This window comes from Geotalea uraniireducens, assembly GCF_027943965.1.
GTDB lineage: Bacteria > Desulfobacterota > Desulfuromonadia > Geobacterales > Geobacteraceae > Geobacter > Geobacter uraniireducens.
This window is the reverse complement of record NZ_AP027151.1, coordinates 1,433,973-1,447,891: the sequence shown is the minus strand read 5'-3', so window position 1 is coordinate 1,447,891 and position 13,919 is coordinate 1,433,973. Positions and strand designations below refer to the sequence as shown.

Sequence of the window (13,919 nt, the reverse complement as noted above, 5' to 3'; positions counted from 1 at the left end):
TTCACAGCGCATCCCCTTCAGAAAAGATCCACATTGTCGCCCAGTTCCTGCTCCCCGGCATAGGCTGCGGCGGTCGCCGGGAACGCTGCTCCACCGGAGCTGGCGCCACCACCGGTCACTGCCGCGTGAACCTTACGCTCGCTGTGCATGGTGTACCGTTCGGCCAGCTCCCGGAGCCGGGCCTCCCTCCCCGCTCCGGAGGCCAACGGCACGAACTGCCTCACTTGGCGGACCAGGTCATCCAGTTCGCCGATCGCTTCGCTCAGGACCTGCTGTACCGAATGATGGACACTCACCCCGCGGGTCGCCGCATCGATATCGACGGACAGCAACTGGACCGCGCCATCCATCTCACCGAGGAAGGTCAGCAGCTCTTCGTTGATCCGCCGAACCGAACCGAGCAGCAGCTTCAGCTCGCTGACCAAGCTCTCCACCTCGTCGGTCATGGTTCGCACTTCCAATCGGTTCTCCCGGATCAGGCTCTCGGTAACCTCGGTGACTTTCCGGAGCATTTCGGAAACGGCGCCGGTCCGGGTCCGGGCATCGCCCGAAAGGTTCTGGATCGCTTCAGCAAGCACCCCGAGCGCCGCCCCACCGTCGCCGGTATTGGCCGCCTTGACCTGGGAATTGAGCGCGATCAGCTCGATCTCAGAGCCGATCTCCTCGATGTCGTTGACGAATTTGGCAATATCGCTCACCGAGGCCACCACCGCCTCCATTGCCACGGTCAGGTTGCGGTTCGCTTCAGCGCTCTCGGCCAAGGCAGCCGCCACCATCCCCATATCGTTTTCCATCTCGGCAAAGAGCGAGTGCCCGGTCTGATCGGCGATACCGGCCATCCCCCGCGATTCATCGGCCATATGGGCCTCTTTGCGGGCGATATCCTGCAGGCCGCCGACAACCCGCTCAACGGCGGTTACCAGCTCGGCGGCCGCGTGCTGCAACTGGGCCTGCTGCAGTTCGCAGATGTCGGCGCATTCGCCGGCGACGGCCCGGGAATCGGTAACCGGCGCTTCGAGCTGGCAGCGGATGTCGTCGAAGGCCTCCTTGACATGCTCGATCTGCTGGCGGGTGATATCGTGGAACTGGAGCGACGTAACCACTTCGCCGATGTTGCCGGAAATTTCCGCCGAGAGCGCGGAGACGCTCGCTGCCGCCGCCGAGCAGCGCTCGTGGACCACGGCAAGGGTGCTGAGGCTGTCCCCGGTTTTGTCGAGGATCGGCCGGATGTTCTTCCGCTGTTCGGTTTCGACCTGGGCGACCCGGCCGAGAGTCCCCTCAATCATCCCGCCGAGGGCATCCCGCTCGGCCAGGATGCTGGCCGATCTGTCACGGATCGACACCGACAGGCGCTCCACATCCTCGGCCAGGGTATTGAAGCCGGCCGCCCCTTCGCCAAGCCGGGCACTCTCGATCTTGACGGCGGTGCTCAACATGTGGAGGTTCTTGATGATCTTCTTGAAGCCGTCCAGCGGGTCGTTGAGGTGGACGATCAGGTCGCGGATCGTTTCCAGGGTGGTTGTGCTCTGTTCAACCTCTTCCTCGGCGTGGGCCAGGTAGCCGCCGATCCGTTCGAGGATCGTCCCGAGCGAAGCCATTTCTCCCTTGATCTCTTCGCCCATCACCTGCCCGGCAATTGCCTGGGTCATGCGCTCGATGTCGGCGGCGCGGCTGTAAAAATCATGGAGACGGGCGCCAATGGCAAGGAACTCGTCTTCGGTGGAGCCGTTCAGGAGGAGCAGTTGTTCGCCCAGAGTCTCCAGGTGTTGCGCCCAGCCGCCGAACTGGCCGGCCAGTTGATCGCCGATCGGGGCACCGATCGCAAAATCATCGCCCGCCGACGAGCTATCCGGTCCGTTGCCAAAACTGCGCAAAAAGGGAATTTTCACTAACCACAACCTCGCCGACGGAGCACAACCGGTCACCCGGAGGGGCTTTCGTCTTTATGTTATTGATAACGCTTACCTTATCGGCCCGAGGCGCCAAACCTTTAGGCAAAAAACCGCTCGGCATCTCAGGAATTTCCTGATCTCCGCCAGTTTCCCCTGATTTACCGCAGTTCCCACGCCTTCAGAGCAGGCCGTGGCTCCTGATTTCCTTCATCAGCTTCTGCCTACTGATCGGTTTGACCAGGTAGGAGGTGGCACCGCCATGGTAAAATGCCTCGACCACGCTTTTGGGATCGTCGAGAGCCGTCGTCATGACAACTTTCACCTCATGGGCAGCGGCCACCCCCATGGCGCTTTCCGCAGCGCGAATCAGCTTCAGCGCCTCGGTGCCGTCCATGTTCGGCATCATGATGTCCATACAGATCAGATCGTAGGGGCGTTTCTCCTCATGGGCCAGCCGGAAGGCCTGAACCGCCTCCTCGCCGTCGATGGCAACATCGCACTCACCCAGCGGGGTCAGCAGTTCCATCATGATTTTCCGGGAGATAAAGTCGTCTTCCACTATCAGCGTCTTCATTCCTGCTCCTTTCCGTTATGCCATTATCCCACCGGCCGCTGTTTGCCGGCCGGATCTTCACCTTCGTTCCCGACAACCGCCGTCCCGCTCCCCGGCAGCGCCCCCGCCAGGGAACGAACCGCCTCAAGCAGCGCCGGATACTTGTTCGGATCATTGCGCCGGGCCGCCAGCTGGATACGGAACGCCTCGTCGGCAAGCCGCTCCAGACGGGCTTCGCCCGCCAACCGCTTCAGCCGCGCGGCAACCATTTCGATCTGCTCGGCATCGTTGGCCGCCATGGCACCGGCCAACTCGTCGACAATCTCCGTGCCATGAGCGGCGGCAATACCGCTACCGCCCTCCTTCCCGACCAGCGCCGCTCCGCCCGGCCCCCGGACCGGCCCGCCATGGCACGCCAAGAGGGCACGTAGCTTCTCCGCCGTGAATGGTTTGGAAAGGTAATCATCCATCCCGGCCGCCCGGCACTTTTCCCGGGCTCCGTCAATCGCATGGGCGGTCAGGGCGATCACCGGCAGATGACCGCCTCGCTCGCGGTCGCGCCGGCGAATCTGCCGCGTCGCTTCGAAGCCGTCCATCAACGGCATCTGCAGATCCATCAACACCAGGTCGAACTCCTCGCGGTCGAGGAGTTCCAGCACCGCCTCGCCGTTGTCGACCACCGTCACCCGGTGGCCGTCCCGTTGTAAAACGATGGTGATGACCTCCTGGTTGACGGGGCTGTCTTCGGCGTAGAGAATCCGCAGGGGCCGGCCGCTGCTGCCGGGACCGGGAGAAGCGACCGGCGCTGGTTGTTCCGCCGCCGGCACACCCGCCCCGGTTTCCGGCTGGGGCTGGGTAAGAGCGGTCCCCACCGTGACGGTGCAGATGAAGGTGCTCCCCTTCCCCGGTTCGCTGCTGACCCAAACCTTGCCACCCATTGCCGTCGCCAGTTTCCTGACGATCGACAATCCCAGGCCGGTGCCGCCATAATGGCGGGTCATGGAACCATCGGCCTGGGAGAACGGCTCGAAAATCGCCGCCAGCCGGTCGGCCGGGATACCGATCCCCGTATCGCTGACGGTAATGGCAAGCATCAGCGTGTCGTTCCCCGCCGGTTCCGCGCCGATTGCCAGCCGGATACGCCCCTGCCGGGTGAACTTGACGGCGTTGCCGACCAGATTGACGATGATCTGGACGGTCCGGACCGGATCGCCGACCACCTGCTCGGGGACGACATCCGCATACACCATCGCCAGCTCGACCCCTTTCTGGGCCGCCTCGGCACGGAGCGGCCCGACCCCCTTCTCCACAGCCTGTCGCAGGACGAAGGGAACCGCCTCCAGTTGCAGTGTCCCCGCCTCGATCTTGGAAAAGTCGAGTATGCCGTTGATGACCGCCAGCATATTGTCGGCCGCCCGATGGGCGATGGCCACGTATTCCGCCTGCTGACCGACCGGCAGAGACTCGTGCAGCAGGTCGAGCATGCCGATCACCCCGTTCATCGGCGTGCGGATCTCGTGGCTCATGTTTGCCAGGAACTGGCTCTTGGCCCGGTTGGCCGCCTCAGCTGCCTCCTTGGCATCGACCAGTGCCGCCGCGCTCGCCTTCTGCACCGTGATATCGGCAGCAAGCGCCATGATGACGGCTACCTCCCCCTGCTCGTTGCGGACCGGCGCAGCGGCCATGACCAAGTCGACGGCCCGGCCGTCCCGACGGCAGGGGCGAAATTCGAGGCCGGTGACGGTCTCGCCGTTCAGGACCCGTGTCCAGACATGATCGGGGAAACAACCCGGCCGTCTGGCAACTGCGGACAGCCGGTTGCCGACCACCTCGGCCGCTGGCCAGCCGAACATCTGCTCGGCCGCCGGGTTCCAGATCGTGACGACTTCCGTGGCATCGAGAGCGAAAATTGCCAGCGGTGACGCCGCGATAAGCGAATTGAGCATGCTGTGGGACTGACCGAGGTCGCGCTGGACCGCCAGACGCTTCTGCTGCACCCCGGAATAGAACCAGGCACCGACCGCCACTCCCCCCATGGCGACCAGATAGGCATAAAGCAGATCGATCAGTTCATTCCACAGGTAGGCACGGCATCGTTCCGTCGACACGAATGATGCCAGATAGACGGTGGTGGCAGGGGGGGAGAGCGCTCTTCCCGCCGGTCCCGGCACATCGGGATCGTCATCACCTGCAAGAGCCGGCGCAATGGCCACATAGGTGAACAACCCGTTGGCGGTCAGTCGCTGTCCGCTGCCACCCGCCTTCATCGCCCGCCACAAGTCGGGATGGAGTCGGGCGAAATCGGCCCGCCCGCCGTTGCCGGCAGGATGACCGGCCACGCCATCGTGGGCATCCACCAGTACCAGCCCGTCCTGATCGACGAGGAAAAGTGTCCCGAGGGATTTGGCACTGCACCGGTTCATCCCCTCGATGACCCGTTCACCGCGGTAATCGAGAAGGAGAGTGCCGCGTAACTGACCCGGCGAATCAAACACCGGCGTCATGAAGCGGAGGACCAGGCCGGGGGTATAGCCAGCCGTTGCCGAAATCGGCGGCGGCGCCAGGGCGATCATGGCGACCCGACCGGGGGCAAGGGCTGCAACCCGCCGGGCCAGAGCCTTCCCGGCAAACGCCGGAGAGAGCGATTCCGGGGGAACGGGCTCGAAGTGGCGCCGGTCGACAACATTGATAACCGGCCGGCCGGCATTGTCGAGCAGACAAAGCCGTGAGTAACTGCCGTTCTGCACCTCGAGAAACAACCGCTGCTGCATCTCCAGGGTCAGGCGGGCTTCCTCCCGCCCGGAAGCGAGAAAGACATACAGGTCGTCGTCGGCAGCCAGAACGCGCAGATTGGCCTGGGTTCGCACAAACAGTGCTTCAAGCCATTCCTGCTCGCTGTCGACCAACCCCGCCTCCCGCGCCGCCAGGCGTTCGCGGTGAACGAGCCGATGGTCGAAAGCGATCCAGGCGAAAATGGCCGTGACCATCCCGGCCACCAGGGTGTATGTCAGCAGAAAACGGTACCAGCGGCTCTCGAACCAGACCGAGCCGTATGGCTGCTGTCGCCCGGTGGCGGGACGGGACGTGTCATCGCGGGGAGAAACCATAGTTAGGCTTATCGACGGAGTAACGGAAATATTAAGGCAAAATTCCCGGGGTGAGAGACGAAAAAAGCGCCGCTGGTCGGCGGCGCCCGGGATGAAAACGGCAGGTTGAGGGTGGGGGCGGAGCTGCTACTTGAAATCGGCGTACTTCGAAATGACCAAGTCCGTCGCCTGCGCCTCTTTCAGGTGGCACTCGTAGCAGTTTTTCACCGGGTCGAGACCGGACGGTTTCCCCTCGGCGGTGAAGCCGGCAAAGAGCCAGCCGCCGGTGGCGGTCTGCCGCTTGTCCTTTTTCATCAGCACCACCATGCTCTTCTTCCCTTTGACCGGCTTGCCGGCCACCTCCCTGATCCCATACTGGACCACCACGAACTGGCTCCCCTCCGGGTACGGCCCCCCCTTCCGGTAGGCCGGCAGGGTCTTTTTGTCGACGTAGATGTTGTGAATGCCGTAAAAGAGCGAGGTTTTGTCGGTGATGGTCTTTTCTTTGCTCTTCGCCCATTTCAGGTAATTCTTCGGCAGGGCGACCCGCTCGGCGGCCAGGGCGGCCGAAGCGGCCAGGACGGTAATGGCTGCCGTCAGGCAGACGATCCTTCTCATGATTTCCTCCGGTGGTGAACTCTGCGAACGCCGCCATACCGGCGGTGCGCCCCGGCATTTTCCCCCCATCACGCCGCCGGCGTCAAGCGTAAAAACCGTGGCGCCCTTCCCGCCATGCCGCGCCCCGTTACCAGTGGTCCATATGGAAGTCGGTCAGAGCCATCCGGCCGAGCACCAGCGCTATGAAGAGGAGATAGGCGATGATCGTCACGACCACCAGCCGCCGCTGCTGCCGCGGGACGATCGCTCGCAGGCTCGGCAGCCGGGCGGCCGGCAGCAGGGAGCCGGTACCGGCTCCCGCGACGGCGCCGGTGCCGAGAGCCAGATAGAGGAGATAGCCGATGTAGCCGTACTCCCGCTGCAGCAGGCAGAACGGGCAGTGGTGGGTCGGCAGCTGGTAGAAGTAGAGGCAGAGCACCGAAATGAGGGCGAGGATGGCCAGCGGGAAGGTAGCGACGCTGGCCAGGGAAAAGACGAGCCCCCAACGCCGGCAACGGTAAAAGACGATCCCGCTCGCCACGGTGAGCAGGACGGCGACGGCCAGTGCCGCCATCAGCGGCCGGCCGGGAAGCGCCGCCATCTCTCCCGGCAGGCTCGACGCGGCGGCACTGAAGAGATTACCGCAGCAAGAGGCGACCACGTCGGTCCGCAGCCCGGCGAAATACGCGAGCTGCAGCCCGGCCTCGACGACCACCAGCGGGGCAATCACCAGCAGCAGCAGATATTTCGGCCGGATCAACGGATAATCGTAGGCCAGGTTGTCGGTGTGGTTGATGATCAGCCAGACGCCCGCCAGCAGGAAGGTGACGATCTTCACCAGCAGCACCGGGTAACCGTAGGGATCGACGTTCAAGGTGCCGACCGCGCACATCGCGCCGGCAAAGCGGGAATGGAGGCTGTCCGCGGTGTAGATGAAATAAAAGAGCGACAGGGCCTGGAGCAGAAAGCAGAACCGGAGGAGGGTGGAAACCAGGTAGGTCCGCCGCTCCAGCAGCAGTTGCCGTTCGCTGCCGCTGCGCGGGTCCCAGTGGCGCAGGATCTGCAACCCGAGCCAGCCGGCGCCGACCGTCATCAGCGAGACCAAAAGCGAGGCGCTGAGCAGGGCCAGGACCGCCGGCTGCAACATCATTGGCGCCGCTCCACGCCGATCACCCGGCCGTCCCGCATCTCCACCACCGTTTCGGCCAGCGGCCAGCTGCAGACCAGCGGGTCATGGCTGGCGATCACCACCGTCTTTCCCTGAGCCTTGCAGTCAGCCATCATCGCCATGAATTCGGCGGAAAGCCGGGTGTCGAGATGGGCGGTCGGCTCATCGGCAATGATGATCGCCGGATCGTTGACCAGCGCCCGGGCAATCGCCACCCGCTGCATCTCGCCGCCGGAAAGGAGTTCGACGCGGGTGGCGGCCCGCTGGCTCAGATTGAAGGACGCCAGGAGCGTCGCGGCCCGTTCCCGGCACTCGCCGTGGCTCATCCCGGTCGGGTAGGCCGGCAGCATGACGTTCTCCAGGGCACTGATCCCGGCGATCAGGTTGAAACTCTGGAAGACGAAACCGAACAACCGGCGGCGAATGGCGGTCAGAAACCGCTCCGCCAGGCCGGTCAGTTCGAGCTCCGCGCAGTCGCCGAAGCCAAGCCCGGCCAGGTCCCACTGGCTGGAGAGGCGGATTCGGCCGGCGGTCGGCCGCCCCATGCAGCCGATCAGGGCCAGCAGGGTGGTCTTGCCCGAACCGCTCGGCCCCTGGAGGATCGTCGCCGTGCCGGGAGCGATGCTCAGGCTGACCCCGTCGAGGGCGGCAAATTCGTTGGCCTGGCCCACATGGTAGCGTTTGGTAATCTCGGTCAGTTCGAGCATGCTAGTTCCTCATCACGGATTCGGGATCGGTGGTCGCCGCCCGCCAGGCCGGCACCACCGTCGCGGCAAGGTAGGGAGCGACGGTCAGCATGAACAGCACCACCAGCTGCCCGCCGCCGATGAACGGCGTCAGCCGGAAGCGGGGGTAGAGGGTCGACCACCCCTTGAGGGCCTGTTCGAAGATGGTCGTACCGAGGAAGAAGACATGGCCGTAGGCCAGGATCACCCCGAGCAGGAAGGAGGTCAGGGCGATCACCGCCCCCTCCCAGACCTTGAGCAGGATGATGTCCGCCGTATCCCAGCCGACCGCCCGGAGGATGCCGATCTCTTTTCGTTCCTCGGCACTCAGGCCGGTTGCCTTGTCCCAGGCGAAGATCACGAACGACAGGATGGCGGCGAAGAGGATGACGATCATCATCCCGGCGCGCCAGTCGAAGATCGCCGCGTAGGTCCGGAGCATATCATCCCGGACGATCACCCGGGTATCCGGCAGCGCGGCGGTGATCTTGGCGGCCACGGTCGGCAGCTCCCGCGGGTTGCTGACGCTGACCGCCAGATCGATGGCCACAGCGGCCGGAACGTTGAACAGCGCCCGGAAATCGGGCTCCGCCATCAACAGCAGGTCGGAAGAGACCAGTTCCGAGTCGGCGGCGAACAGGCTTCGCACCTCGAACGGCACGATGCCGCCACGGTAGTCGTGGAGCATGACCAGATCGCCCACGGCAAGATGCAGGGAGCGGGCGACGCCGCGGCCGATACTGACCTCCCCGGCCGGCGGCGGGGCGGCGAGGGGGACCATGAGCGTATAGTTGGCCCGGGCCACCGGCTCGTAATAGTAGCCCCAGAGCCGCGGCCGGACCTCGGTGACGCCGCGGATCGCTTCGATCCTGGTGGCATAGGTGAGCGGGATCGGATCGTGGCGGCCAGCCATCATCTTCTGCACCACCAGGTCGGGAGCCCCCTCGAGCAGCAGCGCCGCCTCCCGCTTCAGGGCAGTGGTGAAAAACATCACCGACGCCAGCACGAAGATGAGGAAGGTGAAGATCACCAGCAACGAAAAATTCTTCCCCCGCCGCCTGAGTAGCGCCGCAATGGTGTACTGGAGGATGTTCAGGTAGCGGTCAAGGGCGTGTTTCATGATTCCTCGTCAGGGTCGCCGGCAGGCTGACCAGCGAACCGGTGGGGAAATGGTCCAGGGAGAGCGGTCCGTCCTGGAACGGGGTATGGAGGTCGGCCATGGCCGGATGGCGGGTATGGCGCGCCTCGGTATAGAGGCAGAGGTCGGTGAGGCCCAGGCGCCGCACCAGTCCGGCGGAACGGGCCAGGCTCTCCCGATCCGCCCGCTGCCGGACACGGGCATGGAGTGCCAGGAGCCCCAGGACAACCATCAGCAGCGCGGTAACGGCCAGATAGCTCCAGGCATAACCGAGTCCCGCGCCCCGTCCGGAATCGTTCACCGCCATCCCTTATTCCAGCGTGCCGAGGATCGCCGGGGTGATCTCGCGGAAACGGAGAATCCGCGTCCCCCGGTGGTCCTGCATGAATTCGCTGGCATCGGCGGGCGAGGCGAGCGGGATCAGTTCGTGCCCCATCGGCCCGTAGACGTCGCTGCCGAGCACATAATACGCCTTCGTCCCGTCGATCGGCCGGAGGTGGTAATACTCCCGGACGGTGACCTGCACCACGTCGGCCGGCTTGCCGGACGGCCGGTATTTCTTCAGGTCGAGATAGTAGCGGCAGAGGTCCTTCACCCCGTCGAAGTACACCCGCTCCCCCCCCTTGAAGGTGAGGACACTGACCCAGTTAGGGTACTTGTCGACGAACATGCCGCAGACCGGGCACTTGGCCCCGGCCGGCGGGGTGGGAGCCGCCTCCCGTGCCCCGGCGGACACAGCAGCCATGGTCAACAGCATTACCAGCAGCAAGCCGAATTTTCTCATTGGTCTCTCCCTGGTGGTGAAATGACGGCAGCGCCCAACGGGCTACCGGGGCGACAGGCTGAAAACCAGCGGCACCTCGAAGTGTGCCTCGTCGCCGGCGAGCGCCGCCGGCAGCGGCGGGAACGCCCCAGCCCGGTTAACCGCCCGGACCGCGCCGGCATCGAGCAGCGGCACGCCCGAGGAGCGAGCCACTTCGACCGCCCGGACCGTGCCGTCGCGGGCCACGGCAAAGCGGACCCGCACCGTCCCCTCCAGGCGGCCACGACGGGCCATGGCCGGATACTCCTTGCGCCCCTCGATCAGCTGCCGGAGCAGTGTCAGATAACGTTCCTTCTCCCCCGTTGCCGGTCCGCTGTACGCCGGGCGTTCGGTCCGGTCACCGCCCCCGACGGCCCCGGCCGGCGGTGACGAGGCAGCCGGCGGTGCAAGAGCCGCCGGCTGCGTAACGGGGACCGCCACGGCGGGAGCCGCCGCCCGGACCGGCTCGCCCACCGGCGCAACGGTCACCGACGGTACCGCTGCCGATCGCGCGGTCACCAGCGGGATCGCCGCCGCCTGCCGCGGCTCGACCGGCTGTTTCCTGGCGCCGGCAGCCGGCGGCGCTCCCCGCCGGACCGGCCCCGGCTGCGGGGCGACCGTCGGCATGGCCGGCACGGGTGGCGGCGATTCGGCGACCACCAGATCGACGAGGATCGCCGGCACAAGCAGCCGGGGCGGCCGCCATTCGACGACGGCCACCAGCCCTGCGATCAGGACAGCGTGGGCCAAGAGCGACCATGCAACAAATCTGCCGGGGTATTCACGGGAATGCATTTCCCCCTCCCGCCGGCAGCGGCTCAGAGCTCGTCCGTCGCCGCCCGCAGGACTTCCTGATAGGAGGCCGGTCGACCGCCGTGCCGGGCGATGAACGCGGCGGCGGCCGCCTGGTCGGCGAAGGCCCATTTGGGGGTGGCGGTCATCACGCCGCGCCGGTCGCCGCCAATTACCCACAGCGCCCGTTCGGCAGCGAGCAGCGTGCCGTCGTTGTAGTCGCCGACCTGCACCGAGGTGACCGCCTGTCCCTGCCGTTCCGCCAGCATGGCGGCAGCGCAGTTGATACTGCAGGTCCCGACGGTCGTGCCGTCCGCATAGGTGATCAGGACGCGGCTATGGGAGAATTTCCCCCGGTTCATGCCACAGTTGTCGCACTCCGGATGGGTGGCGACATCGGCCGGCACGGTGGCGGCCGCCGGCGGTGCGCCACCCGCCTGTGGTGGCAGGGAAGCGGCGCCGGCAAGACCGGCGGTCAGGACGAGGATGGCGGCAACAAGCAGCAGAACAATTCGTTTTCCCACGAGATACTCCTTTCGGCTGGTAATCACCCAGGCATGGCGGTCAAAAGGCATAGGCGACCGTCAGGTAGAAATTGCGCCCGTTCTCCGGAACCTTGAAGCCGACGCCACTGGCAAAGGGGTCCCGCTGATACGACAAGTGGCTGTAATACTGGTTGTCCAGGAGGTTGTTGACGCCGCCGTAAAGCGACAGCGAGTCGTATTTGACGCCGGCTTTCAGGTCGGTGGTCAGCCAGCCGGCTGTCTCCTGTTCGTTAAGTCCCGAATCGACCCGGTCCTGGCGGGCGGTGAAATTCTGCACCGCTTCGACGAACCAGCGCTCCACATCGTAGCGGAGCGCCAAGCTCCCCTTGAGCGGCGGAATTTCCGCCAGCGGCCGATGGTCGTCCCGGTTCTCCCCTTCGGTGTAGGAAAGAGAGCCCTTCAGATAGAGATCGGCCGGCAGCGACACCTGGGAACCGAACTCGGCCCCCCACAACGAGGCATCGATGTTCCGGTAACTCTTGAGGGCGGTGGAAACGGCAGCCAGGTTGACATAATCGTCGAGGCGGCTGTAAAAGAGCGACGCACTGACATAATACCGCCCGGTGGCATACTTCACCCCCAGGTCGGCCTGATGGTTGACCGTCGGCCGCAGCGCCGGATTCCCCCGCCAGGTGATCGCCGGCGCCATGGCCGGCACATCGATGTAGAGTTCCTCCGGGTCGGGGGTTCTCACCCCGCGCCCTAGCCCGGCAAACAGCTCGACGCCGCTGGCCGGCGTCCAGGTGAGCTGCAGGTTGCCGCTCACTTCGGCGAAATCGGTGCGGTCGTCCTGCGCCGTCGCATTGTTCGCCTTATCGGCCCTGATCCAGGTCAGGTCGCCCCGCACACCCCCCCGCAGCTTGACCCGCTCGGCGAGCGGCAGTTCGTATTCGGCAAACAGCCCGAGATTATCGACGAAGACATCCGGAATCATGTTGAGCGGCGCGTAAGGCTGGGCGGCGGTATAGGCAGCCCGCACGTTCAGGGCGTCCCAGTTGCGGCTGTAGTAGTCGGCGCCCCCCTTCAGGCTCCCCGGGCCGACCGCCGCCGTCGCGTTGGCTTTCGCCCCCACCACCTGGGAGCGGGCGTCGGTCTGCATCGAGTAGTCCCGCGCTTTGCCGACGGCGCTCTGCCGCAGGCTGTCGTCCATCAGGTGGCTGACCCGGTCCCAATAGGCCTGCAGGTGAACCGCCTTGACCGGACCGGTGAGGTCCGTCGCCCGGTAGCGCCAGTTGAGCCGGTGGGTCCGGTCGTAGTCCGCATCCATTTTCAGATAGGGATAAAGCACATGCTCGGCATCCTGGTAGGAGTAGCCAAGCTCCATCCGACTCTTCGCCGTCGGCCTGAGGCCGAATTTAGCCCAGCCGGTATTGATCTCGTAGGCCTTCGAATCGAGGGTGTCGGCCCGGTAGCGATTCGGGTTGGTCGCCGGATAGATGTCGGTAATCAGCTTGCCGTCCCCCGCTTCGGGAACACCGGAATATTTGAAGGCGTAGCCGAGCAGCCCGTCGAACCGGTCGGCGCCGTAGGAGGCGGTTGCCGAGGCGTTGACGCTGTCGTAGGAACCATAGCCGAGCGTCAGGTCGCTGCTAAAGCCCGGCTGGGGCTTTTTCGTCACTGTCTCGACGGTCCCGCCGAGACTGCCGGCGTTCTCCAGGTCGTACGGGCCCTTGACGACCTTGATCTCCTCGATCTCGGCAAAATCGTAATGGAACGACGGCGGATCCATCCGATTGGGGCAGGCGCCATAGACCCGCACTCCGTCGACCAGGACATTGATATTGTCCCGCTGCAGCCCCCGCAGCACCACGTCGTTGGCGATCGCTCCCTTGCGGACGATGGCCAGCCCCTCCAACTGCTTCAGCGCCTCGCCCACATCCTTGGCCGGACTCTCCCGCACCTCGCGGATAGAGAGCGTCTCTTCCCGGGGCGACTCCGTTTCGCCCCGGACGACGATCTCGTCGAGCATCAGATTTTCCGCCACCCCCGTCCCGGGCAGCGCCAGCCCGGCAAGAACCAGCAGCAAACCGGCTTTATCACATAACTTCATCGATATATTCCTCCAGGGGCAGACCCCTCCCCTTCTGGTCAGCGGTGACAACCGTCAGCCACCCGGCAAGAGGGCCAGGCGGCAAGCGATAATGTCCGGCGGCGAAGCGTTCGCCCCGGCAAGGGGCAGAGATCGTTCGGGCCGGTCAATGCCAGCGGGGGCAGGTGAAACGTGGTGGGGGGTCGGGCGGCTCGGGAAGGTAAATTGCCACCTCCCTCGACCGGGCCGGAGGAACGGCGAACGTCATCCGTGATGGTACCGCATGGGGAAATACCGCCGGCAACAGCTGCTCGCGCTCGAATGTCGAAGCATCGTCCGCCTCTGCGGCGGCCGGGGCAACGCTCCCGACGGCGGAGCAGCCGGGTTGTCCCGCCGCAACGGCAGCGACGGCAAGCGGCATACCGCCGACTCGGCCGGCGCCGGCAACGGCTACCGGCAGCAGAACGGCAAGCATCAGACACAGCAAGCCGATCAGCAACAAACTATCTCCAGACAGCGCACGCGCGAGCATCCCTCGGGCATCACTCCATCATAGTTACCGGCCTACCCGAAAACAGGACGGTAACCGTTT

At 65.2% G+C, this 13,919-nt stretch carries 13 protein-coding genes; all 13 read right to left on the bottom strand.

The window, feature by feature from the left end:
* Positions 1-17: 17 nt before the first annotated feature.
* Complete coding sequence (locus tag QMN23_RS06720) at positions 18-1,889, bottom strand: methyl-accepting chemotaxis protein (RefSeq protein WP_282002836.1); 1,872 nt, start codon at positions 1,887-1,889, stop codon at positions 18-20.
* A 181-nt stretch (positions 1,890-2,070) separates the two neighbouring features.
* The gene (locus QMN23_RS06715) at positions 2,071-2,466 is read right to left on the bottom strand and encodes a response regulator (protein WP_282002835.1); all 396 of its coding nucleotides are present in this window, start codon (positions 2,464-2,466) and stop codon (positions 2,071-2,073) included.
* A gap of 23 nt (positions 2,467-2,489) precedes the next feature.
* On the bottom strand, positions 2,490-5,552 hold the full coding sequence (locus QMN23_RS06710; protein ID WP_282002833.1) for an ATP-binding protein: 3,063 nt from the start codon (positions 5,550-5,552) through the stop codon (positions 2,490-2,492).
* Between the two features lie 126 nt (positions 5,553-5,678).
* A complete protein-coding gene (locus tag QMN23_RS06705) occupies positions 5,679-6,149 on the bottom strand; it encodes a cytochrome P460 family protein (RefSeq protein WP_282002831.1) in 471 nt (156 codons plus the stop codon).
* A 127-nt stretch (positions 6,150-6,276) separates the two neighbouring features.
* Positions 6,277-7,278 carry a hypothetical protein gene (locus QMN23_RS06700; protein WP_282002830.1) on the bottom strand — a complete coding sequence of 334 codons (1,002 nt, stop codon included), beginning with the start codon at positions 7,276-7,278 and terminating at the stop codon, positions 6,277-6,279.
* Positions 7,275-8,003, bottom strand: a complete 729-nt coding sequence (locus QMN23_RS06695) for an ABC transporter ATP-binding protein (protein WP_282002828.1) — start codon at positions 8,001-8,003, stop codon at positions 7,275-7,277. The genes QMN23_RS06700 and QMN23_RS06695 overlap by 4 nt, the downstream gene beginning before the upstream one ends.
* Position 8,004: 1 nt before the next feature.
* Positions 8,005-9,141 carry an ABC transporter permease gene (locus tag QMN23_RS06690; RefSeq protein ID WP_282002827.1) on the bottom strand — a complete coding sequence of 379 codons (1,137 nt, stop codon included), beginning with the start codon at positions 9,139-9,141 and terminating at the stop codon, positions 8,005-8,007.
* Positions 9,125-9,466, bottom strand: coding sequence for a hypothetical protein (locus QMN23_RS06685; protein WP_282002825.1), 342 nt, complete (start codon positions 9,464-9,466; stop codon positions 9,125-9,127). The genes QMN23_RS06690 and QMN23_RS06685 overlap by 17 nt, the downstream gene beginning before the upstream one ends.
* Before the next feature lie 3 nt (positions 9,467-9,469).
* On the bottom strand, positions 9,470-9,943 hold the full coding sequence (locus QMN23_RS06680) for a nitrous oxide reductase accessory protein NosL (protein WP_282002823.1): 474 nt from the start codon (positions 9,941-9,943) through the stop codon (positions 9,470-9,472).
* A gap of 42 nt (positions 9,944-9,985) precedes the next feature.
* A complete protein-coding gene (locus QMN23_RS06675) occupies positions 9,986-10,756 on the bottom strand; it encodes an energy transducer TonB (RefSeq protein ID WP_282002821.1) in 771 nt (256 codons plus the stop codon).
* 23 nt (positions 10,757-10,779) lie between these two features.
* A complete protein-coding gene (locus tag QMN23_RS06670; protein ID WP_282002819.1) occupies positions 10,780-11,277 on the bottom strand; it encodes a nitrous oxide reductase accessory protein NosL in 498 nt (165 codons plus the stop codon).
* 40 nt (positions 11,278-11,317) lie between these two features.
* A complete protein-coding gene (locus QMN23_RS06665; protein WP_282002817.1) occupies positions 11,318-13,348 on the bottom strand; it encodes a TonB-dependent receptor domain-containing protein in 2,031 nt (676 codons plus the stop codon).
* A 145-nt stretch (positions 13,349-13,493) separates the two neighbouring features.
* Positions 13,494-13,829 (bottom strand): hypothetical protein, encoded by a 336-nt coding sequence (locus tag QMN23_RS06660; RefSeq protein ID WP_282002815.1) that lies wholly within the window; start codon positions 13,827-13,829, stop codon positions 13,494-13,496.
* Positions 13,830-13,919: the final 90 nt, after the last annotated feature.